The sequence below is a fragment of the Vibrio sp. B1FLJ16 genome (genome assembly GCF_905175385.1).
Classification (GTDB): domain Bacteria; phylum Pseudomonadota; class Gammaproteobacteria; order Enterobacterales; family Vibrionaceae; genus Vibrio.
Genome location: NZ_HG992749.1, coordinates 375,658 through 399,811 on the forward strand (window position 1 = coordinate 375,658; position 24,154 = coordinate 399,811).

The window sequence follows — 24,154 nt, forward strand, 5'->3', positions numbered from 1 at the left end:
CCTACAGGTTTATAAATATTAATGTGAAATTAGAGTATTATTAGCTAATTACTAATTTGCTAGTTAAAGCGGGATTTACTTATGTTTAAGGGTAACAATAAAAGTAGGGATAATATAGCGTACTGGATGCTTGCTGATACTGAGTTACCAATCGCAAAAGAAAAGAGTTTTGAAAACTCCTTTGAAGCGCACTTTAAACACGGGTTGCTATTCAACGAAAAAATAATGATATCAGACGCACAGGCAGTCAACTGCGTTAACTTGAGAAACTTGATTAGAAAAAAAAAACAACTTCAAAGAACTAATAACACCAGATTTACTCTCAATAGCTGTTAGAGACCCACTAGGAACATCAAAAGGTCAGCACTTATCAGATGTCCGAGATGCGTTTCACAAAGAGAGAAAACAGCATATGCCTGATGCTGAGTTTTTGGAAGATTATGATTTAGCTCTGTTAAATGAACAGAGCAATATTGTTCCATATACCTACGATGCGCTTAGAGACAATTATACTAATGGAATATTCAAAATATTTAGTGGTCATAAAGCTCGAACGATATTTGGTTTAGATACTCAACAAATACTTCTTGAGCGACTACAGAGAGAGTCTGAACGTGATAAGGGATTAGGCAGAATATTTTTGCAACAGAACTTTAAAGATGATCTTAAAAAAATAGGAAAACTTGATGTTTGGCAAAAACATAAAAAAGATATTATATCGCTATCTGATGCACCTTACGTCACAGGTATCCCCCAAATACTTAGAACTAACCCTATATATTCCCCTAGCCACCAGGAGAGCTTTCAACTTGCTTACACTCAGAAGCCTGAAATTATTGAGAAAGGCACTGGGATAGATATGTCGACAGGACTAAATCTTAGTACTTATGAACAAGCACTAGCGATGCTTCAGCCTGACGATATTTTTTACTTGAGGGATACATATGAATTTAGGCAGTACCAAAAACATGTAAGAAATGGTGTATCTACGGATAGTCAACTAGATAACGCCCTAATGGCTTTAAAAGCCTACCAACGTCAAATCGATGAGCTCATAATTAGGAGAAAGTTGGGGAAAAAAACACCTAAGAGCTTTAAAGGGAAACGTTTTATAGAACCTATCCGTAAAATTTCACAAGAAGGATCCGTAACTGCTTTTGGTTTAACTTTGGTAGAACCGACTTCAGCCGTAGCGCTATCAATTGCAAACTTCTTTTTAAGTGAATTGCTCGGAAAAAGGGAGAAATTGTCAGCTGACCGTATTGAACTAGAAAAAGAAAAATTAGTTTCAAATATCAAAAGAGAAAGTAATGGTGAACCTAAAAAAATTGAGGCACACCAATTTTCTAGTACTGACATTAATGAGACTATCTACACGTCAGTGTCAATGTTGGCTAAGCAATAAGATATAAAAAACATAGTCATAGGGTCAGAAATCATATCGTCTTTTAGCAAGGAAAGTAGTTCTGACCTTTCAAAAAAACTAACTTCCGATATTGCTTCAGATAGCTCTTGATTAGCTATAGTAGTGCTGCTATCCACCTCAGTCATGAAAACATAGCCTTTAGAACTTTTGTCTGGAATTGTTTTTATCAACTTCCAATTTTTTCCTATGCAACCAGTCTCTTCTAATAGCTCCTTCTGAGCACATTCTATAGGAGTTAGATTTTTCTCCCCAAAGCCTTTTGGTATTTCCCAAGACCAACTTCTATTTTCGTGTCGAAAATTTTTTACCAATAGAATTCTACCTTGATTATCTCTAGGGAAAACCATCACACCATATGGAGAGTTCCACTCAAATCGCAAATACTTTCCCTTAGAACCAGATGGAAAAATTACATCATCGTTGTATAGAGTCGCATAGTTATTTTGGAAAACTATATTCTCTTTCTCGATTTCGATTTCACCTTTCTTATAGTCGCCTTTGTACAAACGAGTACTCCTTTAATACTTCGATATATAGTGACAGAATTATAACGCCTAAATCATACAAATTTGACTGATTGATGAGTGTCGCTATTTGGAAAAATTACATGTTTAATGAATACCTACATTTGAGATTAGTACTATTTCACTAGCTATCAAACCTAAGAATACTTAACAATTTAATGAACCAGAAATTTTGACAGACGTATACATCTAATTCCTAGTTCATAATAGATGGCCCGCAGTTCAGGCTGCGACTTTTTCTGGTGTTGAATGATATGTATCTGCTCTGATTCGTGTTGTAAAGATGAGAGAAGATTCTGACAGTGGATATCACTCTGATAGGTGAGGTGTGACTCTGTGGAGACTACGTGGAGAGTTTCAGTGGTGCTAATGGACCAGAGCTCACCGGAAGTAATTGCGGACAGGATATAGACCGGACCAGAAAAGACGAAGGCCCGTAGATTTCTCTACGAGCCTTCTGGAATTTGGTGGCCCCTCGCAGACTTGAACTGCGGACCAATCGATTATGAGTCCTACCAGGTTCATTTTTATGAGTATGCAATGCTTGGTAATTTCTATTAAATTCAAATGTTTATCTGTTTGTCTTTGTTGCGTTAGTTTGCATTGATTTCCATGTCACTTTTCTCTTGTCTGACCCATTACCTGACCTAGCTTTGCTTAGGTAGGAAATCTGTCAATATCATTTTTGGCGGCTTTTAGGTTATGCCTGTTGGCCTAGAAAGTTAACTTCGCCAAAAAAGACAAGAGAAAATCAGAATGTTAACTGTTACTAAAATTCAATCCGCGACCAGTAGTAAAAATTCCTATTATCTCTGGGATCAGTCAGGTCAACGAGGTACAGGGCGTTTGGGAGTAAAAATTTTCACTAGTGGGAAAAAGCAGTTCGTGTTTCGCTACTACCAGAAACAGAAAGAAAAATTTATCTCAATCGGTTTATTCAGTACACGTGCTGGCAGTATGACTCTTACAGAAGCTCGCGAGAAAGCCCAGGTCTTCTCACAACTGTTGCTCGGCGGAAAAGATCCTAAATTGCATCTTGAACAACAAGAGAGCGAGCAGAAAAAAATTGATGCAGAGAGTAAAAGCTTAGGAACCATTGATGAGCTATTTCATAGCTATACGGAGCGCATGAAAATAGATGGAAAGAGAACGTATGAAGACGTGCGAAATGCGCTGGTACGCGAGTTCTATCCATATATAGACAAAAACACCAAAGCGTGTGATGTAACGACAGATGATATTAAATACGTTATTAGTAAGATGATTCAGCGCGGAGCTATCACCCAAAGCAACCGAGTACGTAGCTATGTGATGGCGGCGTTTAACCATGGGATGCGCTTTGATAACGATCCTCGCTATTTCTCTTTAGAGTCGAAATTTGGCATAAAATACAATCCAGTAGCACCAATTCCTAAGCAAAAAGATGGAGAGCGCATTGGTGAAAGGTTCTTAGAATGGCGAGAGTTACGGCGTCTGCTAAAAGATCTTCGTGAAAACTATGATCTTGTACCTATCGGACAAGATTTGAGGCACTTACTTCAACTGTGCATCTATCTAGGGGGGCAACGACCATATGAGGTGATTACGCTTGAATGGTGGAATGTTGATTGGGAAGAAAGGTTTGTCTGCATCACTAAAGAACGTTCCAAAAACAAAAAAGATCATATCGTACCGTTGAACGGATTGGCTTTTGAAATACTTCAGAAACAATATGAGCTTTCTGGCGGTGGACGATATGTTTTTCCAAATCCAAAAGATGCAGAAGAACCCATGAAGACTAGCTCAATTTGTCGTGCAGTGACTCGTTATCGCGATGCCGTGGGGTTCGATAAGTTTGTGCCTAAGGATTTGCGTCGAACGTGTAAAACTTTGATGGGGGCATGCCGAATCAGCAAAGAAGTCAGGGATCGTATTCAAAATCACGCGTTACAAGATGTGAGTACACGTCACTATGATCGCTATGACTATTTTGACGATAAGTTAGGTGGGCTTGAAACCTGGAGCAGTAAATTGAAAGAGTTGATTGGATATGTTCCACCAGCGTTGTCAGTTGTACCTTCCGCTGAAACGTTACCTTTTCCAGACATTAAAAGTACTCAGTCGCTAAGAGCTAATCTTAAATAAAGATTGTTTTTGAAAGCCCCATTGGGGCTTTCTGTTAATTTTGTTACTACCTAGTTCTTGTCTAGATCATTCAGGTGATCAAGTAAGTATTCGGTGTAGTAAAGCGGCATCACGATGTGCTCTTTCTCTGTTGCTGGAGAGCCTTGAGTACCTGTAAGTTTGATTGTCTTGTGGGGCTTGCATTTCTCGATGTAGGATTGCAATGATTTCGCACGAGTTCGCTTACCGCTTTTTACTTCTACAGGTACGATTCGACCTAGGTCATCAGCGATAATGAACTCTATCTCTGCTCTTGCGTCTCCCCAAGAGAAGCTTGGTTCAATACCTAGCGCAGCGATTTCCTGTTGAACATAGTTTTCGGCGACATATCCCTTGTATTCATAGCCTTGCTGTTTGATTTCACGGTAACCAGTGCCGAGCATATGGTTCAATAGCCCGACATCAAAGAGAAATAGTTTAACCGTATTTTCCTTTTGATAAGCAGCTAAAGGAGAACGAGGCTGCCCTTCAATAGGATGATTTTTTAAAGCAAGCCGACACTTGTGAAGCCATGTGATTGCACTTTCATATTCAGTATAGCGAGACTTGCGCTCGTGAACTCCCTTGAACTTAAACCGTTTAACGGAGTCGTCGAATACCGAAGATAGTTGAGCGGGAATGCTTCGAAATACAGATTCGATTAGCTGTGCGTCCACTTTTCCAGAGTACTTTCCGAAATCACGCATGTAGCCCTCAATTAAGTTCCTATGGACTTCAGACACGGCTTCAATGCGTTCAATAATACTGAGTTCTGAGTTTTCGAACCATGAGTTTACGGCTTCAGGCATGCCGCCAACAAAATAATAATCGGTCAGTAGTTCGATTAATTTTGTATGAGCCGCTGAAGAGTTCAGCTTTTGGTCAAATGCTTTTTGAAGTGCTTTTTCTCCAGATGCCCACAAGAATTCCCTGAAAGTCAGTGGCCTTAAGTTGTGCTGCTCAACTTTTCCAACGGGAAAGGACGTGAGCAATCCGATATTTGAACCACTGGCTGCAACATAAGCTTTGGGAGCCTTTTCTGCAAAGTACTTAAGAGCGGTGACCGCTCTTGGACATTCACCAATTTCATCTAAAATAAGAAGATCTGTCGATGGCTCGAAGATTTGTCCTGTTAAGAGTTCAATGTTGGTGATGATGTCATCAGGGTTTAGAGAGCCTGAAAAGGCTTCCATTAACTCAGGGCTTTCTAGAAAATCGATTCTTAGGACATTTTCGAATGTACTTCCTAATAGTTCCTGCAATAGGAATGTTTTACCAGTTTGTCTAGCACCGTCAATCAGCAAAGGCTTCCTTGTCGGCTTGTCTTTCCAGGTGAGTAGGTTTTCAAGTAGTGTTCGTTTCATCTAGCCACCTCAGTTAAAGTGCTTATCTGGTCGATTGTTTATTACACAAAAATGCGCAATAAAATGCAAGTAGAAACATTTAAACGCGCGTAAAAATGAATTAATTAACACTTTTATGCGCGTAAAAGTGTTGTGTGTATTTGTGCGAATGATAGTGTTGGGATTGTGAAGGGAGGTGATGAACCTATGCATCATTTCTGATTGGTTGCTTGGCAAGGTGATCAATTATCGCAGCTAGAAAGCCCTAACGGACTTTCAGATGCCGAAGTTTCTTGCTGGCTAGCTCTTATAGGTAATAAGCTTTATTAGTAAGTATTCCACTGGTTAAGCTGACAGAACCCTTGGGGTTACAAATAAATGTGGTCTTACCGCCAGCAATGACTTTCTCTACAGCATCATGTTGATGCCCTGCCACCCAATACCTAGCTCTTGAGATCAACTCATTACTCAACCCTGCATGATAATACGGAGCATAATCGCTGCTGGCATTTTGCTCGAAAGCAAAAGCTTCTTTAGATGGAAGGTGGTGAGATATTGCTATATCAACTTTCTCTGGAAAGTTGTTAATGAATGCTTTGTGCTGCTCTTCAATCATTTGATGGCTGATGTACTTTGTATCATTCATCAGTTCTGAGTACACATCAATCAGCGCAGACGAGTATGTGTGGATAGGAAACCAAAGAGTTCCTCCATAAATACTACATCCATCTAAATTTATTGACTCATTATTCAAAAAGAACAGGTTTTCAGTTGTATCACTATGAGCCTTAAGCTTGGATAGTACGGAACTCCTAGAATCTTTGAGAACGTCAGAGTTTGCACTAGATTTGCACCCAACGGGCGTACTTATATGGCGGTAGGATTTACTCTTATTGCTATACCATTCATGGTTTCCTGCAATCATTATCACAGTCTTAAAGTGGCGACAAAGTACATTTTTTACATACGCCATGCATGAGAGGCCGTTCGCTGTGTCACCTGCAACGACTAAAGTGGCTTCGTTATCGAAGCTATACCAGAAATCACGGCGTATTCCGTGAATGTCGAGATGCAGATCGGAAACAACGTAAAACTTCAAACTATCATGGCCTTAAAGCTGATTGACTGCTCCATGGTACAGGGGTTTTTTAGATTAGAGAAGTGAGCACATACGCTAAGCGCTTTAACATCAGTAGCTTAAAGTGAAACTTCTATGGAGGACAATGATTGGCCGCTTTGTTTGATTTTCGGCACTAAGATTTAGACACTAACTTTTAGTGTCTAAATCTTAGTGGTTTATAACTGTCTGAAATTAATCGTTTTTATTGTAAATAGTTAAGGTTTTTTGATTTGAGCAACACCGCTGAGACTAGTGAGAATGTCATTGTGCTACCGTAACTGCGGGTAGGCATATTTATGAATGAGGTTTATATGACGCATAAGGCTAAAAGAAGTGATAACGAGCAAGCCGAATCAAAGGATAGTAAGGTTACGCTAAATGGACTTCAATACTGATAAGCTAGTTGAAGTAACTGAAGCCCTCAAAATAGAACTGGAAGAGATCATCGATGGCTATCAAGTTGGCCTAGACGGAAAGTATCAAGAACGATCACCATTCGAGTCTGCACAGCATGAAGCTGTGCTACCCAAGCGGCATGCGCCGCAGTAACGAGTGTTCGGTATCATGCAAGATAGCCTTCTTGCAATGTATTCTCTAATTCTTTGCCGAGAATAATCTCAAAGTCAGTAAATACAGCAATAGGACAGCAAGTACTGCCTTTTTCCCCGAACTGGATAAATCCTTTTGATGATAAGGCGTCGATTTTTCGTGACAGTTCGAGGATATGATGACCGCTAATCTCCGCAAGCTCAGCTAGACTTTCAGGCTTTTCTCTACTGATCAGAAGCATTAGTTCGATATTTTCATTACACAGTAACTTTGAGACTTCATCTAGTGATGTGAACCAAAATGTCGGTAGATGCTTGTTATGACTAATGTTGCCTGCGGCCACACTAATCATATGCGTACGAATGAGATCTTCCGATGCAACCCCAATGCGAGCTTTCATGAGTATCCCTCTCAGTACGAAATAGTAAAACCCTAGTGTATACAACGCTGTTCTGAAAGAAAAAGTGGATATGTTATATCCACTTAATTGCTTAACGTCATGATTTCGTAATCGGACTTTGAAAAATGAGCATTTTGATAAGCTCTAACAGCCGTACAGTTGTCTTTGTGAACATATAGGCGCAGCTCTAAGCCTTTTTGTACTTTCATTTCATGTTTTACCGCATCCAAAAGCAATGACATACGACCCTTGCCTCGCTGTGATTTGGATAAGAACATGCTTTGAATCCACCAGTAATAACCAGCGTTCCAGTCGCTCCATTCCCGAACCGCAGAGACACTCCCTACGGGAGTATCGTTCTCATCAACTAAAACCCAATAGGTAGCAATTGAAGGGTCACGCAGCGCAACCAGAATGCCCTTTTCAAGTGTTTCTGGGATCTTAATACTCCCCTCAGCCTCTCTTGCTTCTTCAGAAGTGAAGTTAACAAGGTAGGGTAAGTCATCTAAAACGGCTTTTCTTACTTTCATCATAGCCCTCAAATTTATCAGTGGTTTCTAAAGGTTATCAAAGAATAATTGCTTAGAACATACACGGTATGTCCGTTGTGACTAGGTGAGCATGGTAAGAGCGCCGCTTAGAAAATAGCGTTTAAGCATAGCCATCTAAATTCAGAAACGAAGGAGTTTTCACGCCAATTAACTACCAATAATATGGATTGTCGATAGCGGGTAAGCATGTTGGTTTTCCCTCAATGTTAGGGAGCGCTTTACTGACTAAAGATTGTGCAATCCAACCTTCAGGGTAGGACAAGTCTAGCGGAGCTTGAATTATGTCCTGACTGATTGGAGCGAATCCTGTTTTTGAGTAAAAGTTGATATCCCCGTAAGTAATGGCAACGGTGACGCCTTTTTCTTTCAGTGTCGCTAACCCAAACTTGATCAATCCTTGACCTACACCTTGCCCATGACACTCTGTTGCAACGGCCACGGGGGCTAAAAGGAATATGTTTTCACCATTTGGAAACGATAGGCGAGAGAAAATGATGCTACCGATAATGCGTTCACTTTCATCTTGAGCAATAAACACATAAAGATCCTCATCTTTGGTTGGTAAAGTGAGAAAGTCTTCCACGAGTTTCGCAATTAATGCACCTTCTTCTTTACCCTCGGAATCCGAAAATGTGTTATTGAACAGTGTAATGATTTCTTGAGCTTGTTCTTGTTTGTACAAAGCGCATTTCATATATCTATCTCTAGTTTGCAATTTTTAAAATAAAGTACTGATAGGTAAAATCTTTTGCAGCACTGCGCTCGTAAATAGAAATCTCTTTGTTAATGTCCAATAACACTTGGGACGCAGGCATAGCAGCTTGTAATTCCTCAACTCGGTCTTGCAGAGGTTGCCAGTAGTTTTGCCATGCATCGACGCCTAATGAAAAGTGTTCGATCACGTCGTAGCCATGCTTTTTGAACAGAGCTAGCCGTTTAGGTATCGATTGAATGTCTGGGTAGTCTGCCAGCCAAAACTGTTTTGTCTCTTCGTCAGGAGAGTCAGTGAGCCAAACCAAATCACTCACCATCAACACGCCATTGTCTTTTAACAGAGGCTTCCATTGCTTTAGTGCGTTCTCCATTCCCATAATGTACACACAGCCTTCCGCCCAAATGGCATCAAAACATTTTGCCAGAAATGGCAGTTCCGTCATGGAGGCACAAACAGGAGAAATTCGCTCATGTAACTGTGCGTTTTGGATTTTTTTATCGAGCAGTTCGATGGCAATAGGCTCATTATCCACAGCTGTAATGTGTGCGTTACTGTTGTCAGCTAGCAGTAACGTTGAGATGCCAGTGCCACAACCAATGTCTAAAATATCGGTCATTGTCTGAGGCGACATTAATGAAATCGCTTTTAAAGAGTCCTTGTGACTCCCTGGCCCCCATCTTTCTAATGTTGCAAAGACCGTCATAAAGTCTTTCATGTAACTCTCGTGTTCGTTCATATCTTTTGATAGCCACTTTAATCGGAGCGCTTCTTTTTCACTGTAACCCTGCGTACTTAACCAGTTTAAGTAAGCGCTAGGCGCACTTTGACTCAGGGAATGGTGTAACTCTCTTTGTGGACGTTCCCCAAGTAACGCCAGTAGCAACTCACGAGCGTGGATTTTTTTATCAATGTCATGGTTGAGTTGCGTCAGCCGATTTTCCAATAAGCTTCTACTTAACTTCGCATCCAAGCATTGTTCGCACTCTTTCAATGAGAGTCCTGCACTTTGAAGTTGCTGAATCAATAACAGTCGCTGCAAATCGTTTTCGCTGTAATAGCGATATCCATTGTCAAGACGCTGGCCGTTAATCAGCCCTAACTTCTCGTAATAGAGTAAGGTGGTGCGAGAGATACCCGCCTTCGCCGCCAGTTCAGAAATCAAATACATGTGCGATTTGACCCAAGTGTTCTTAGTATTGGGATAGTATGAACTGTAGAGTAGTAGACAGGTCAAGTAGACTTGTTCGAATTTTTCGCCAACAGTGGTGGAAGTGAGCTGTGCGAGTGTAAGGCAATGTCTATTATCTAATGCAAACTGCCTAATCGTGATCCGTCACAATTAAGTGTGTGTTTCTTCCAACTCTTTTTAGATCACGAAGTGCTGTTTCTTTCTTCGCAATCAGAAGGGGCCGATCTGAAGATATGGTATTGCTGATAATGTCAATATCATCACGTTTCGTATGTGTGAACTCGATAACGCCGTAGGGAGTTCTAAACTCCCCTTTACGCCCTGTTGTCATGATAGTAATTCGATCGACCATCACTTGTGAAATGACACTGTATTCTGAGAGTGCCGATTCTAGAGAGATATAGTTGTACTCTCCTCGTCGCAAGCATTTAGCAATATATTCAATAGTATAACCGCCCTTGTGACGACTGTATGAGAATACATAAACACCGTTGCACACCCGCTCTAGTACTCCCGCTTTGACTAAACGTAGCAAGCTTTGCTGGAATGCAGTAAGTGAATCATCAAAAAATAACCTTCTGAGATCACTCTTCCGATAAACATGTATACCTTGCTTGTCAAACCTATGCAGGCGCTCTAATGCAGTCTCAATCTTCACGTCAATGCTCATAAGTAGTCACAAAAAGTAAGTATGACATATATTTTTGTCCACTTGTGATTGAAGATAACGAATGGTGATCGCGAATACCCTTAGAGATCCCTGATTGGTGTTTCCGAGTTAGGATCCTAACTTGGAATTTATGATGATGAATATGATTCTTTGAGGAGGGGGATAGCATCACCAATAGTAGTAAGAATCTGTTCTCTATTCTCGGTTAGGATCCTAACTCGGAATTTTTGGGATGAATATGGTTACTTTGAGACTAGGGGAAATAGCTGTACTAAGCGCAGCCAGATTCCGATATTCATTCTTGGTTAGGATCCTAACTTGGAATTTGTAGTGTTTGACGTGGTTGCTATGAGGCTAGGGAAAATAGCTGTACTAATCGTAGCCAGACTCCGATGTTCATTCTTGGTTAGGATCCTAACTTGGAATTTGTAGTGTTTGACGTGGTTGCGATGAGGCTAGGAGAAACAGCAATACTAATCGTAGCCAGAATTCGATGTTCATTCTCGGTTAGGATCCTAACTCAGAAATTATGATGATGAATATGATTATTTTTAGTTAGGGGGATGGTAACAATAATAGCCATAATCGGATCTTTTTCATTTTGAGGGAAGAGTGAAATTAATTACTATTTATCTAATTTAATAATTAAAAAAACAAACGATTTATATTTAATAATTAAATGCTAAAGTGATTTTTAAATAGTATTAAAAGGTCCTTTACAAAGAGGATATTACTTGATAAATATAATGGTCATTGAATTTATCTATATATATCAAGAGGGTTGTCGATATGTCTAAAGTTCTGGTTTATTCTAAACGTAATCGTGAAATGAGTTATCTATCCGTAAGAGAAGAACGTGAAACTAAGCTCAATAATTTTAAAGTGATCTACAATGAAATTTCAGATGAAGAAGCATTACGCAGAGCAAATTCTATTAATTTAGATGAAAAGAACAATGTTCCAAAATTTCGTTTGAAAAGAAAAGATATTAAAGAAAAGAAAGAATGCCGAGTGCCAGGCTTATATGGCTGCAACCGCTATAAGTCAAGAAAAAATGAGACATTAAACGTATTCTAACGCTGTTCTTTTTTTGCACAACTCTAAAGCCAGTGGACTTTTATCAGACAAATGATGAAAGCCTTAAAAATTCCGTCATCAAAGCTCGTGGCAAGAGAATTTGCCAAGACTGGCAATCAATGTGCCACTACTGGCGTTGAAAGTGCCAGTCGTGGCAGAAGAATTTCTGCAATAATTTAGACTTATTTGAGTTTAACCTTCATTTTTGTAAAAGCTAACCTTATATTAGAATTATAACTTTATAATAGTTATAACGGTTATAATAGTTATAACATGAAAAATTAAATAAATAAAGTTTAGTTTTTCATGTTGAATTTTAATGTCAAAGTGTTTTTATAATTAATTTGTTTTTAATTATATGGAAATAACTTTAGAGTCATGATTATTATCTATGGGGTTAAGTTTATTTTCTAGATTTTCTTTAGGCAAAGGTGGTTTGCCTAAATTCTTGACTTAAGTAGTCAAATTTAGCGAGATGTAAACATATTGGTAGTATCAAAAAACATCCATTTTCTGACACCAAATTGGTTAATGATATCAATTGTGACACCAAAAGGTGTGGTCAGTTGGGAGTGAGGGACGGACATTTGCTTATGGTCGTGTATCGATTAGCGAGCAAACAGTATCCAAAATAAAAGTAGATGAATGTAAGCGAGTAATAGTCAGTGACAACGCCAACTTAAAGTGAAGCCGATTCTCATCACAGAGAACAATGTTCTCTGAGTAACGAGTTGCGTAACAGGGGATTGGTGAGCTGGCTATTGATACTGCGAGAACAGTGTTCTCGCTTAAATTATCAAAACCTAAAGATTGCGTATTTGATTAACAAATAAAAAATGCTTCGAGGTGAACGATGTTCTACTCAAAGCTTGTTACTTGCGACTTTGGGTAGATGAATCATTACATCAGTCTGCTTTCTCTACAACCATGTCACTTTGCTCTGCAAAGTGAATCAATCGAGTGATATTGCTGAGGCTCCACTGGTCGGCGTCAGTGCGGTGAGGTTTTTGTTAGTTATATTATATAGGCTCATGTTCGCTCCCTTATGCACATAGCTCTCTTATCCAGTCAAGCATTGGACGAAATACTTCAAAGTTCTCGGGAGGTAGAGTTGGTACTACAGTTTTAGCAAAATTAGTTTTACAGCCTTGGAATTGAATTAACTGCCCTCCTGGTACATTTTGGTTTGTGAAAAATGGTGCAGTTAAATCCAGACCATAGAACAGATGCTCAATCATACAAAAAGATGCGCCACCAAAGTGCTCCTCTAAAGCCTCATTTTTAAACACTTGTCTCTGGATATCTGGGTGTTGAGGGACTGGAAGCATGATAGCGTACGCTTCACCGCCGTCCCACTTCTTGACTAGTCCATTCGAAACATTGTCGAGCAAAACTCGGCCGTTAAGGCTATTCCATTGATTATAGGCCTCATCAAAATCGAACAGGGCGAACACCTTGCGGCCATTCATTTCATTGTGTATGCGTTGATCAGTGATCAATTGATTTATATATGAGCAACTGAATGCATAGAAGGGGATAAATGGCATTTCAGTATCTGGATATAGCTTGTACCATGCAGACTTTATTATTAATGGATCCGTACTGCCCTCCGTAAACAAAACGGGTTTATTTTCTATGTGGATGGCGTTTAAGACACTGAGCATTTGTTCTTCTTCAGTGTAAGTAATAACACCTTGGCACAGGCGTCTAACCGTTTCTCTTTTTGGTAGAGTAAAAGTTCTGACAGATCCTTCATGCTCCTCAAAGTACCTTATTCTAGTCTGTGGGCTACTTATTAAGGATACCGCGCTGTGAGTCGTTGTGATTATGTGGTTTGTTGATGCTGCTTCTCTGGATATAGACTGTATCTGCTCTGAGCATTGTGCTTGCCATTCAGGATGTAAGAAAGAGTCAGGTTCATCCATGATAGTGATACTATTGGCTGACTTAAAAATTTCACTTATCGAATACAGGTAAATGGCTTGAAATTGCCCGTCACTAAAAACGTTTGACGCCACATCGGTGTTGTCTCTTAACTTTATATTCAGTACAACAGATTTTAGCATCCCTAATGTTTTGAAGTTATCTAACATTCGGAAAAAGTCATGAGCTGTATTTGTTGCAAAGTGTTCTTTGATGCGACGGATTGAGTAATATCTCTGGTAAGTATCCGAGCCTGCTAAGTAGCCTTCAGTTCTAACTCCTTCTGCTATAGGGGCGTTACAGTGAGTGTCTAACTCATCCAACATATTTCTGGTTGTACCTGCAAGTTTCCAATATTTCGAAGGATCTTCTTCATCTGTGGATTGAACGTCAAAACGCGCTGTAGTTGCATAGTGAGGGCGTTCTAACTCGATTCTTAGTTCATCATAAATTTCATCAATTGAAAGTTTCTCAAAAACAAACGTCTTTGCGATTGAATCATCAGGAAGAAGAGAAAAGACTGTTAGTAATATATCGTTGTAACTTTTATTGAGGCCTATGAAAGGTCTACTGTCAGTTTGATCTGCTCTAACAAGATTTGTAGCAAACTTTTCTTCGAATGAACTCAGATGCTCACTTACAGTGGAGTTGTGCCCAGCGTAATAGGTTAAGATATAATCAGGTAGTGGGGTCTGACCTACGGTTGCTCTACTGCGTCCATTTATAATGAGCTGATTCACATTTGAGTTGTATTCTATAGTTTGAGTTGAACCTTCGATTTCATAAGTAAGGGTATAAGAGAAGAATATATCATACCTGTTGTCTCGCCAATCATATTGGAATATATGTCTGAAAACCTCTAAGAGTGCCTCTATGAAGTTGGATTTTCCTGAACCGTTTTTACCGACTAAAGTTTCGATAAATGATTCCTCTGAGAAGTCTAAAGTGAATTCATTAAGATTCTTGTAGTTACTTATGTATAGTTGCTTTAATTTCATAATTCTTGTTCTTATATGAAAAAGCAGCTTACTTTGAGCTGCTTTTAAGACTTTTAAACCAAACGTTTCACAATTGAGTTAGCAATATTCAATTGCTTTAATTTGGATTTTTCTATTGTTCTTCTCAGAGAATTACATGCCGAAATCAGCTGATTTACTTTACTGATTATCTGTTTTTGTTCGTTTAAAGGCGGTATAGATACCAGCATTGACTTCATCAATGTACCGTTAACATTGGCTTGCCCGCATTGCTTTTTAATGTGTGGTTCAACTTGAGTTGCTCTAAATAAAGGTGTGTTCATCGACAAGTTAATGTAATCTGGAAGTACATTTCTAGAGTTACAGCGAATTCTGATTAAATAGGACGCAAATGAGTATTTATCATCTTCACCTTTAAAAATGCCTGTTTTACCTACTAGCTCCGCGCTATTGGTACGATTGTAGAGTATGTCGTTGTTTTTTAAATATAGGCTTGGAAGTTCTTCTACATCAGCGCTCATCATTTTATGGTCGCCTAATATAAGTTGACCATTTTGTATATCTCCCATTTTTAATACAGGGACGCCGCCAGGAAATGGGTCAACAGTTTTTTGTGATGAACCGTACTCTATCAAGTTGGATAGGTTATCAATCCTTTCCCATACCCAACCATTCGGCAGTTCAAACGGCTTTTCATCTTCAGAAATCGGCGGTAGCGCTTTTTGCTTCTTGATCTTCTTCTCTTTAACTAACTGTGCTTTTTCTTCCGCAATTCTTTTCAGTAACTCAGAAGCTGGTTCATCGGTTGGATCTTGCGGAACAAGCTTACCCATCACTGCCAGTTGTAGAATGGTTTGCTTAAGCTGGTCGATACTCTCTTCAGTGGTGAATAAGGTATCGAAATGCTCGCTGATTCGCGCCCAGTTTTGCATTAACTCGTCAGCATCGGCAGAGTTGGTAAGTGTATCCAACAACGTTGTTACCAGTACTTGGTGCGCTTCGATACTGGCTTCGGTTTGTTGCTCTAGCTGATCGCAAAGCGTCATTAGCTCATCGACTTTATCGACGATACGGTGTTGTTCAGCTATAGATAAATAGGGAATTAACTTATGCTCAATATCTTTTTTACTAAACCCATCTTGTGCCGATCTTGAAATTCCACCAAAAAGTGATTGACCTAGAGGGCTACGTAGAAGCAAATGTATAAAGTTTGGCGTATAAGCATTAAAGTCATTATGAATCTTTATCAGAGCTACGTTATAAGCTCCATCTTTCCCCCAAAATACCTTGCCTACAGATGCTCCATAGCGCCCAACCATTACATCATTCTCAGTACAGAATTTAGATGCTTTTTCACGAGGGATATAAACTGGTTGTGGATTAGGGCCTAAGTCCCTAATTTGAATTAATTGAACAAAACCTTCTTTTTTTTCCTCTGAAAAATAGCTTTTAGGAGGCTGTCCACCACCGCTGAAGTCTAGGATATTGCTAAAGTGAGTCCATTGCCAGCTAGGGGGAAGGCTGAAATTGACCTCATCTGTCAAAATCTTTGGTAATGGTTTTGGCTTTTTAATCTTCTTTTCTTTTACCAATTGATCCTTTTCTTGCGCGATACGCTCAAGCAACACTGAAGCAGGCTCATCATTAGGATCTTGAGGAACGAGTTTTCCTCGCACCGCTAAATCTAATATCAGCTCACGTAGCTTTTTAACACCATACAGTTCTAGCTTCTTACTGCTGCCTCTACCAGAGGTCGATCTGGTCTTTTCTGCCGACGTCCAAATATCAATATGCTCGGTGATCAGGTTTTCTAAAGCCATTATTGCTCTCCACCTTGCTTTTTACCTTGAATGGTAGAGCTAAGCGCATCACCGAGAATGCCTTTCAGTTGGTCACGTAGTGCTTTGATGTCTTGTTGTTGCTGCTGATAGTTCTCCAGTAACTCTTCAGGATCATGGCTGACGATTTCGTCCTGATACGGATTTTTAATATCAAGGTTAAAGTTGCGCTCGATGATCTCCTCAATCGATACCTTCCAAGCTTGCTTGGTCTCGATGCGGCTAGCGAATCCATCGGCCTCGTTACCCCACCAATCGATCTCTTGCTGGAACTCTTCAAACTTCATAGGTTTGGTTTTGCTGTAGTTCTTCACGCCTTCTGGGTAAGGGTGCTCATAGAACCACACTTCTTTGGTCGGTTGGCCTTTGGTAAAGAACAGAATGTTGGTCTTAATACCCGTGTATGGGTTGAACACGCCATTAGGTAAGCGAACAATCGTATGCAGGTTACACTCTTCCGTCAGCATCTTTTTGATTTTGGTTTTTACACCTTCACCAAACAAGGTGCCATCAGGCAACACCACACCAGCGCGACCATCCTTATCCAATACTTCGACAATAAGCTGCAAGAACAGGTCAGCCGTTTCACGAGTTTGCATTTCGGCAGGGAAGTTCTTTTCAATCCCGTCCTCTTCGGTGCCGCCAAACGGTGGGTTAGTTGCAATCACATTGATATTGCTGTCCCAGTTTGAAAGCGGCTTGTTAAGCGTGTTGCCGTGCTTGATCTGCACAGGGACTTCGATGCCGTGGAGCATCATATTGGTGATGCACAGCAAATGTGGCAGTTGTTTCTTCTCTACACCATGGATTTGTTTTTGCAGAGTTTGGTGATCGGCTGTGCTTGTCACGTAGTTCTCTTTAACGTGATCGAACGAGCAAGCCAGGAATCCACCCGTGCCGCAGGCGGGATCCATAATCTGCTCACCCAGTTTAGGGTCAAGACGATTGACGATAAAGCGAGTCACCGCGCGAGGGGTATAGAACTCACCCGCATTACCTGCACTTTGTAGGTCGCGTAGGATTTGCTCGTAGATATCACCAAACAGGTGGCGTTCTTTAGAGTCAGTAAAGTCGATCTCGTTGAGCTTGTTAATCACCTGGCGCAGCAGTGTTCCATTTTTCATGTAGTTGAAAGCATCACTAAAGGCTTCTCTCACCACAAAACCACGTGGGTTGGTGTCTTTCGGTGCGGTTAGGTTTTTTAGCGTCGGGAATAGGTCATCATTGATGAATTCCAGCAGCTCATCACCTGTAATGCCTTGGTTATCTGCCGCCCAGTTACGCCATAGGTATTTTGCTGGGATAGGTTCGCGGTAATCATCTAACTCGAACTCTAGCTCTTCTTCTTGAGCATCAAACACTTTAAGGAATAAAAGCCACGACATTTGGCCTAGACGCTGCGCGTCACCATCAACACCTGCATCTTTACGCATGATGTCTTGAATAGACTTGATAACTGAACTGATTGACATGGAGTTCTACTACTAACTGACTGAAAAAATTGGGGCTGATTATAGCATTTCTACGTCATTATGAGTACTGAAAAGGGGGAGAGGTGATGCCCAATAACGGTGGAGGTTAGTGGGCATTTACATCTATGATAAATATATAAATTAATGGCTTACTGGTTGTTGATTCATGCTCATTTTGCTCCGTAAGGCAAGGTACAACACCCAAGTGATGAGTGCATCAGCAGTAATGCCCAAGCCGAACATTATGGCGATTCGTTCAAGCGTAGGTACAAAGATACCGATTTGATAAAGCACAAAAGCACAACCGTAAAACAAGGTGTTTACGATAAGTGATTGATATAGCATCAAATCCGTGCGTCCAATACCATAAAAGTAACTGTCTATGACATTGTTTAAACTGAAAATGACATAGAACCCAACCATTAGCCAAACTAGACTGGTGATTGATTCTGGGTTCTCTATCCCCATGACATTGGCTATAAAGCTGTTCCAAAGCGGTGCGGTGAGTATCCAAACAGCAATGATTCCTAACGTTATCCAAAGGTAGCTATTAACTCGCTCAGATGTTAACCCATTGTTTGTCGCAGCATCTTGCTTAACCAGTTGTCCTAATGTCAAAACGGGAAGTAGTAGCCAGCCCCAAATAAATTGATTAGCAATCCAGAATGTTCCCGCTTGTTGTACTTGGTTAATAAGCTGAAGAATCATGACAATAAAGGCAGTATTTCGCACGAGTGACTCAAGCCCTGACTTCCATCCAATCTTTGCCCATTCTTTGAGCCATTGCGATTGATCTCCTTTAGAAAACTTGAAGCTCAGAGTGATCCCTGATTTCGATAAATAAATCAGGGCAAATAGTGCGAGAAGACTATTGACTACGATATTACTCAGAGCAATACCATTCACTCCTAACTGAAGGGAGTAAGGTAGTTGACTGACGAAGACGCTGTCACAAAGGACAGTCATGAGCATTTGTACTATTAGGAGACCATACAGCGCCTTTCGTTCATTTCTTAGGACTAGAACCAAAGACAAAAAAGCATAGAAGCTAGAGAGCAAAATAGCGGCAGATTCCAATCGAATGTATTGGATCGTTTGGGCCAATAATTCAGCCTGTTGCTGCATAGCATCTACAAAGTTCGGGGCTAGCCACAATACCATTAAGGTCACCACAAAGTAGCAAATTAAGGTAACCAAAAGAGATAGGCTGGCTCGTTCGCGAAAAGCTTCATTACTATGAATAACTCTGCCTAGAATAAATGCTAGAGGGATAAGTAATGCTTCGCTGAGGACTTCATATCCTACATTTAGCCATGCAACTTGTGCTGCAATACTAAAAGTCCATGGGCTAGGGATGCTGCCCAAGAAATGGATTCGTGTAGTTGAGTAGATTAATGGTATTAAGCTTGTCAGAATCAGCACTAGCCACAGTTGGTAGTTGATTGTTTTTATTTGATGATTTTTCAATTTTTAAGCCTTGTTATCTTCACTAGGGATCTCGTGGAGAAAGCGACTCTCCACAGAGAAATAGCCATTACTTTTAATCAGTTGTTTCTTTCTAAGCCGTTCGAACAGTGAGATTAGGTACTGATAAAGTTCAGTATATTGCACTGTATTGATATGAGTTGCTGAGCAGTTAAATACTTGCCATGGGAAATCAATCAATGTTGTGGCGGCATGTTTGGGAAGGTAGTTGTGTTTAAACTCACTTAGCAATAAATGTTCTAGCTGAACACAATAGTGCTGGATGATAGAGCAGTGAAAGTGGTACTTGTAACTGTCGTTGTTAGTGATAAGGTTCGGTAAGGAGCAAAACAAAAAGTAAACCTGAGCGGCCAACTCTTTGGCTTGCTTTCGCTCGCTTGTATGTGTTTTGGTAACGGCGTCTAATTGTTCTGCAAGGCCAAGCTCACCCTTTAAAATAGTGAAGTGAACGTTGTAGATTTGTGACTCGCGATAATAAAGAGAAATGTCAGACAGCGATTGGCCTATAACGATTTCTATAAGCAAACGCTCTTGTGTTCTAAGAGTGATTTTCGACCCCAAAATATCGGTATGAGCCAATTGTTCACCGAACAATCTGAGGAGTCTTTCATGCCAACTCTGAACCGAAATCGATGACTGAATAAATAAATCGATATCGGAGCGCTTTGTTAACTGATTAGCCCCCAAGCTTCCGTAAAGTAGAGCTGTAGGTACGCTTGTATCTGTGCTCAATACTTTATTCAGCTTACTGACCCAAGTGTGTTGAGATAATGGGAAGGCCGCCCAGAAGGTATCAAAGTTATCTGAGAAGTCAAAACAGTAAGACTGCCAAATCTGTCTTTGCCAGTGAGCTTCTAGCTCTGTCGGTATGATTTTATCTTTTAAAAATCTAATAGTTTCATCAACAGCTTGCAGTTTTTTATAGGATGATGGGTAAGGGATTTCTGAGTATTTCTCGTCATCTATTGCATTGATGCTCTGCTCAATATCTCTAGTGCAACAGATTAATATGCCTGTTTTTCTATCTAATTGATTAGTAAGAAGGCTAGCCGTTTGACCGTATCCTGTAAATTCAACAATCGCATTTTCCTGTTGTTTAACCGCAGCAAGGAAATGCTCACAAGCAAGTTGCTCACCTTGCTCGGTTCCATCGCCAAAGCGAATTCGATACTCATCTAATGATAAATAAATGAAATCAGGCAAACGTCCTTGTATTTGTTTGCTTAACGTTGTTTTGCCTGAATTTAGGTTACCAAAAATATAGATATGCATGATGACTTGAGGTCATTAACCAAGCTAAAGAAGCGCTAGCTTGGTTTAAATGGTGATTAGGCTGATTGATAAATCTCAGCTTCCAATTCAGAAATCGCTTCTAAGTATTGTTCTTTACCTCCAAAGCACTTTTTGACGATCTCAGCAGGGCGTCCCATCTCGTCAAAAGGCTTAACTTTGAGTACATGAATATTTTCAATCTCTTGAACGCCTTCGTCTGCGTACTTGTCCAGTAGGTTGTTCAATACCTGCTGAGCCGTTTCACCGTACTTAGTGAAGTAGTTGCGCTTTTTGACGTTGTCAGCGCGTTCTTTTCTGGTGAGTGCTGGTTGGTCATACACAACATGACAAATCATGTCGAATGGGTCGAGATCTTTGCCGACTTCCAGCTCTAATGCTTCCCAGATGATGCCTTCTTCTGCCAGCTCATCGATGATTGCTTGCTTTTTATCGGCATCTTGCCAGCGCTTAACAAAGTCATCCATCGAGGTGAACTGTTTTGCCATCGTCTTGCGGGTATAGTCTTTGAATGATTCAGTTACGAGTTTACCGTCGGCATCGTAGTATTGAACACGCTCGGCAATGGCTTTCACCGTTACACCGTTGACATGGAACTTTCTAACTCGGTTTTCATCCTGCCAATCATCATCGGAATTGCTACCGTTAGAAGGAGATGAACCTGAGTCGTATGGAGCTTCTGGTTCTTGGATGCTTTCAGGGTCGATATCTTCCCCTTCAAATGGATCATCTTGTTCAAGCTCATCCTCACCATCGATGATCTCATCGAGTTCTTCATCGGTTTCGAAGTCTTCTGGTTTTGTCTCTTTAACTCGCTCAGGGACACCATCAAAGCGCTCATCCGCGAACAGTTCTGTCGCCTTTTTAAAGTCGAGAATGGTAAACCATAGCTTTCCGTAACGATCATCAATACGAGTACCACGACCGATGATCTGCTTAAACTTGGTCATCGACTGAATGCCCTGGTCAAGAACAACCAGTTTACAAGTTTTTGCATCGACACCTGTTGTCATAAGTTCTGAGGTGGTCGCGATTACGGGGTAAGCCTTTTTGGGGTTGATGAAGTTATCGAGCTGAGCTTTGCCGATTTCATCATCACCTGTAATTTTCATTACGTATTTTTCATTTTTAGCAACTTGCTCAGGGTTGCAATTGATTAGCGCCCGACGCATACGCTCCGCATGGTCAATGTCATTACAGAACACAATGGTTTTAGCCATCGGGTCGGTGCGCTTGAGGTAACTAGTGATGGTCTGCGCAACAAGCTCAGTTCGCTCATCAATGACCATGGTTCTGTCGAAGTCTTTCTGGTTATAGATCCTGTCTTCGATGATTTCACCATGCTTATCGACCTGCCCTTTGGTTGGTCGCCAACCTTGTAAATCTACATCGATATCCACACGCACGACTTTGTAAGGGGCTAAGAAACCGTCTTCAATACCTTGCTTTAGAGAGTAGGTATAAATGGCGTCGCCAAAGTACTCGGTGTTAGACACGATATCGGTTTCTTTTGGTGTCGCGGTTAGTCCTATTTGAGTCGCTGAACCGAAATACTCAAGAATCTCACGCCATGCGCTGTCCTCAGCGGCACTGCCACGGTGACACTCGTCAACAACAATAAGGTCAAAGAAATCAGGATCGACTTGTTTGTATGCTTTTTGGTGCTCTTCTGACCCTGTCAGAGCTTGATACAGAGCTAGGTGGATTTCGTAAGCGGGATCGACTGTTCGACCAGTGACTTTGGTCATAGCGGTGCCAAACGGCTGGAAGTCGTTGGTCTTAGTTTGATCGACCAGAATGTTTCTGTCCGCTAAAAACAGGATGCGTTTTTTGGCTCGGGACTTCCATAGTCGCCAAATAATCTGGAATGCAGTGTAAGTTTTGCCCGTCCCCGTTGCCATAACCAGTAGCACACGGTTTTGTCCTGCGGCTACCGCTTCTACGGTTTTGTTTATCGCTTGTAGCTGATAGTAGCGCGGAGACTTACCGCTACCATCATCATGGTAATCTTGAGTAATGACTGGAAGGTGCTCGGTTTTGTAACCTTTCCAAACGCAGTACTTGTCCCATAGTTGCTGAGGTGTTGGGAAGTCTTCAAGTCGAATTTCGGTTTCGAGTTGAGCTGGGTTGGTTTTGTCGTGGAAGATAAAACCGTCACCATTTGAGGCAAAGATAAAAGGGACTTCAAGTAAGCTGGCGTAATCTAGTCCTTGTTGCATACCTTTGCCGATTTCATGCTTATTCGCTTTTGCTTCGACAACGGCTAGAGGCATGCTCGGTTTATGGTAAAGGACGATGTCCGCAGACTTAACCTTTTTCCTCGCCGCTGCCTGACCACGAACAACGACCTTACCATCGCGCAGTTTAACCTCTTGACGGATTTGAGACATATCATCCCATCCCGCACCTTTGATAGAAGGAAGAATGAACTTCGTGATGATGTCGCTTTCAGATAACTTTGATTTATTGATTGTCGATTCCATGCGATTAGCCAGCTCAGTACAAATGCATTACATGACTATACCAAAGGATGCATAAAAGCAGAAAAGATACTGAATTATCGGTGAAGTGGGTAACGGTATGGGTGAGTCTCTAAGGCTAAGGCTCTGAATATGCTGCCATCAATAGGTTTATGTGTGCAGTGAGAGTTTTGTAATGAGGCTAATCAGTAGAAGGTGTTGCCGAACAGTGGCAGCCTTTTTTCGATTAGAAGAACTTTCTGAAAATTCCCCAATACCACTGAGATATTATCAAAAATATACTCTTGATCTGGGATGTGGTTTAAATTAAATGTTTTCATTACTTTGAATCTAATATATAGAAAATAATAAACACAAAATTTTGCTTTTTATTGATTAAAATAATGCACTGTATGTTTGCCTAAGTTTTTTAAACCAAAATTGCGTGGCACATTTTTTTGCCAAGATTGGCAACGAGACTGCCAGTAGTGGCAGAGGAAGTGTCAGGATTGGCAGTGAATGTGCCAATGGTGGCACTAAAATTTAGACCTAAAAATTAGAACATTCCGTTTATGAATCCAAATTTTAATAGATTAACGTTATATTAGAATTATAACTTTATAATAATTATAATAGTTATAACATGAAAAAGTCAACAAGTAAAAATTATTTTATTGCCATAATTATCTTGGCTAAATTTAATAATTAAATTATTCGTAATTATATTTATGATTTTTATTTGATTTAATAATTAAAAATGTAAAATAAATTTGATTGTTTTTTGCACAGTTACTTTGCTGCTTAGGAGAGCAATTGATGTTTTTTAATGATCTGGTGTATGCGTTGTCTGCTAAGCCCAAGCGTTCTGGCGATATCACTTAAGTTAGTTTTGCTATTCGTGTTTAGTTGTTGTTTTAACAGCTCTTTGATCAACTGGTGTTGTTCTAGATTAGCTCTATATCCAACGCTCGGGCCACGCTTAGTTTCAATGCTATTGATTCGTT

At 40.4% G+C, this 24,154-nt stretch carries 18 protein-coding genes; 4 read left to right on the top strand and 14 right to left on the bottom strand.

Annotated elements, in window-relative coordinates:
• Positions 1-412 precede the first annotated feature (412 nt).
• Positions 413-1,405, top strand: coding sequence for a hypothetical protein (locus KHN79_RS01795; protein WP_182009678.1), 993 nt, complete (start codon positions 413-415; stop codon positions 1,403-1,405).
• Here the strand turns inward: KHN79_RS01795 and KHN79_RS01800 are convergent.
• Positions 1,372-1,932 (bottom strand): NUDIX hydrolase, encoded by a 561-nt coding sequence (locus KHN79_RS01800; protein WP_182009677.1) that lies wholly within the window; start codon positions 1,930-1,932, stop codon positions 1,372-1,374. The two genes, KHN79_RS01795 and KHN79_RS01800, sit on opposite strands and share 34 nt — an antisense overlap.
• 774 nt (positions 1,933-2,706) lie before the next feature.
• Here KHN79_RS01800 and KHN79_RS01805 point away from each other — a divergent pair.
• Positions 2,707-4,074: a site-specific integrase gene (locus KHN79_RS01805; protein WP_182009676.1), complete on the top strand. Its 1,368-nt coding sequence runs from the start codon at positions 2,707-2,709 to the stop codon at positions 4,072-4,074.
• A 50-nt stretch (positions 4,075-4,124) separates the two neighbouring features.
• Here the strand turns inward: KHN79_RS01805 and KHN79_RS01810 are convergent, their stop codons facing one another.
• Both KHN79_RS01810 and KHN79_RS01815 read right to left on the bottom strand, forming a co-directional pair.
• Positions 4,125-5,456: an AAA family ATPase gene (locus tag KHN79_RS01810; RefSeq protein WP_078581138.1), complete on the bottom strand. Its 1,332-nt coding sequence runs from the start codon at positions 5,454-5,456 to the stop codon at positions 4,125-4,127.
• Positions 5,457-5,742: 286 nt separating this feature from the next.
• Positions 5,743-6,534 carry a metallophosphoesterase gene (locus tag KHN79_RS01815; protein ID WP_140292413.1) on the bottom strand — a complete coding sequence of 264 codons (792 nt, stop codon included), beginning with the start codon at positions 6,532-6,534 and terminating at the stop codon, positions 5,743-5,745.
• Positions 6,535-6,933: 399 nt separating this feature from the next.
• Between KHN79_RS01815 and KHN79_RS01820 the strand changes: the two genes are divergently transcribed.
• Positions 6,934-7,104 carry a hypothetical protein gene (locus KHN79_RS01820; RefSeq protein WP_172404981.1) on the top strand — a complete coding sequence of 57 codons (171 nt, stop codon included), beginning with the start codon at positions 6,934-6,936 and terminating at the stop codon, positions 7,102-7,104.
• Positions 7,105-7,117: 13 nt separating this feature from the next.
• Here KHN79_RS01820 and KHN79_RS01825 read toward each other — a convergent pair whose 3' ends face one another.
• The 5 genes from KHN79_RS01825 to KHN79_RS01845 form a co-directional block, all read right to left on the bottom strand.
• Positions 7,118-7,504 (bottom strand): transcriptional regulator, encoded by a 387-nt coding sequence (locus tag KHN79_RS01825; RefSeq protein WP_140292412.1) that lies wholly within the window; start codon positions 7,502-7,504, stop codon positions 7,118-7,120.
• Positions 7,505-7,587: 83 nt separating this feature from the next.
• Positions 7,588-8,037 carry a GNAT family N-acetyltransferase gene (locus KHN79_RS01830; protein WP_140292411.1) on the bottom strand — a complete coding sequence of 150 codons (450 nt, stop codon included), beginning with the start codon at positions 8,035-8,037 and terminating at the stop codon, positions 7,588-7,590.
• 169 nt (positions 8,038-8,206) lie between these two features.
• On the bottom strand, positions 8,207-8,749 hold the full coding sequence (locus tag KHN79_RS01835) for an N-acetyltransferase (protein ID WP_182009675.1): 543 nt from the start codon (positions 8,747-8,749) through the stop codon (positions 8,207-8,209).
• A 10-nt stretch (positions 8,750-8,759) separates the two neighbouring features.
• Positions 8,760-9,938: a MerR family transcriptional regulator gene (locus KHN79_RS01840; protein WP_140292409.1), complete on the bottom strand. Its 1,179-nt coding sequence runs from the start codon at positions 9,936-9,938 to the stop codon at positions 8,760-8,762.
• A 151-nt stretch (positions 9,939-10,089) separates the two neighbouring features.
• Positions 10,090-10,629 carry a hypothetical protein gene (locus tag KHN79_RS01845; protein WP_025591852.1) on the bottom strand — a complete coding sequence of 180 codons (540 nt, stop codon included), beginning with the start codon at positions 10,627-10,629 and terminating at the stop codon, positions 10,090-10,092.
• A gap of 789 nt (positions 10,630-11,418) precedes the next feature.
• Here KHN79_RS01845 and KHN79_RS01850 point away from each other — a divergent pair.
• Positions 11,419-11,706, top strand: a complete 288-nt coding sequence (locus KHN79_RS01850) for a hypothetical protein (RefSeq protein ID WP_140292408.1) — start codon at positions 11,419-11,421, stop codon at positions 11,704-11,706.
• Positions 11,707-12,749: 1,043 nt separating this feature from the next.
• On the opposite strand, the gene KHN79_RS01855 is transcribed toward KHN79_RS01850, so the two are convergent.
• The 6 genes from KHN79_RS01855 to KHN79_RS01880 all read right to left on the bottom strand — a co-directional run bounded on the left by KHN79_RS01855 (position 12,750) and on the right by KHN79_RS01880 (position 23,174).
• A complete protein-coding gene (locus tag KHN79_RS01855; protein WP_182009674.1) occupies positions 12,750-14,627 on the bottom strand; it encodes an AAA family ATPase in 1,878 nt (625 codons plus the stop codon).
• 53 nt (positions 14,628-14,680) lie between these two features.
• On the bottom strand, positions 14,681-16,426 hold the full coding sequence (locus KHN79_RS01860) for a restriction endonuclease subunit S (RefSeq protein WP_182009672.1): 1,746 nt from the start codon (positions 16,424-16,426) through the stop codon (positions 14,681-14,683).
• On the bottom strand, positions 16,426-17,916 hold the full coding sequence (locus KHN79_RS01865; RefSeq protein ID WP_065870346.1) for an N-6 DNA methylase: 1,491 nt from the start codon (positions 17,914-17,916) through the stop codon (positions 16,426-16,428). Before KHN79_RS01865 ends, KHN79_RS01860 begins: the two co-directional genes overlap by 1 nt.
• Positions 17,917-18,057: 141 nt before the next feature.
• Entirely contained in the window at positions 18,058-19,383 is a 1,326-nt protein-coding gene (locus tag KHN79_RS01870) for an MATE family Na+-driven efflux transporter (protein WP_065870347.1), read from the bottom strand.
• 3 nt (positions 19,384-19,386) lie between these two features.
• The gene (locus tag KHN79_RS01875) at positions 19,387-20,673 is read right to left on the bottom strand and encodes a hypothetical protein (RefSeq protein WP_046267809.1); all 1,287 of its coding nucleotides are present in this window, start codon (positions 20,671-20,673) and stop codon (positions 19,387-19,389) included.
• 56 nt (positions 20,674-20,729) lie between these two features.
• Complete coding sequence (locus KHN79_RS01880; RefSeq protein WP_182009670.1) at positions 20,730-23,174, bottom strand: DEAD/DEAH box helicase family protein; 2,445 nt, start codon at positions 23,172-23,174, stop codon at positions 20,730-20,732.
• Positions 23,175-24,154 lie beyond the last annotated feature (980 nt).

Bases quoted from the DNA above. Each gene is read 5' to 3' on its own strand.
- KHN79_RS01795 (WP_182009678.1), top strand. From the start codon at position 413: ATGCCTGATGCTGAGTTTTTGGAAGATTATGATTTAGCTCTGTTAAAT.
- KHN79_RS01805 (WP_182009676.1), top strand. From the start codon at position 2,707: ATGTTAACTGTTACTAAAATTCAATCCGCGACCAGTAGTAAAAATTCC.
- KHN79_RS01810 (WP_078581138.1), bottom strand. From the start codon at position 5,456: ATGAAACGAACACTACTTGAAAACCTACTCACCTGGAAAGACAAGCCG.
- KHN79_RS01820 (WP_172404981.1), top strand. From the start codon at position 6,934: ATGGACTTCAATACTGATAAGCTAGTTGAAGTAACTGAAGCCCTCAAA.
- KHN79_RS01825 (WP_140292412.1), bottom strand. From the start codon at position 7,504: ATGAAAGCTCGCATTGGGGTTGCATCGGAAGATCTCATTCGTACGCAT.
- KHN79_RS01830 (WP_140292411.1), bottom strand. From the start codon at position 8,037: ATGATGAAAGTAAGAAAAGCCGTTTTAGATGACTTACCCTACCTTGTT.
- KHN79_RS01835 (WP_182009675.1), bottom strand. From the start codon at position 8,749: ATGAAATGCGCTTTGTACAAACAAGAACAAGCTCAAGAAATCATTACA.
- KHN79_RS01840 (WP_140292409.1), bottom strand. From the start codon at position 9,938: ATGTATTTGATTTCTGAACTGGCGGCGAAGGCGGGTATCTCTCGCACC.
- KHN79_RS01845 (WP_025591852.1), bottom strand. From the start codon at position 10,629: ATGAGCATTGACGTGAAGATTGAGACTGCATTAGAGCGCCTGCATAGG.
- KHN79_RS01850 (WP_140292408.1), top strand. From the start codon at position 11,419: ATGTCTAAAGTTCTGGTTTATTCTAAACGTAATCGTGAAATGAGTTAT.
- KHN79_RS01855 (WP_182009674.1), bottom strand. From the start codon at position 14,627: ATGAAATTAAAGCAACTATACATAAGTAACTACAAGAATCTTAATGAA.
- KHN79_RS01860 (WP_182009672.1), bottom strand. From the start codon at position 16,426: ATGGCTTTAGAAAACCTGATCACCGAGCATATTGATATTTGGACGTCG.
- KHN79_RS01865 (WP_065870346.1), bottom strand. From the start codon at position 17,916: ATGTCAATCAGTTCAGTTATCAAGTCTATTCAAGACATCATGCGTAAA.
- KHN79_RS01875 (WP_046267809.1), bottom strand. From the start codon at position 20,673: ATGCATATCTATATTTTTGGTAACCTAAATTCAGGCAAAACAACGTTA.
- KHN79_RS01880 (WP_182009670.1), bottom strand. From the start codon at position 23,174: ATGGAATCGACAATCAATAAATCAAAGTTATCTGAAAGCGACATCATC.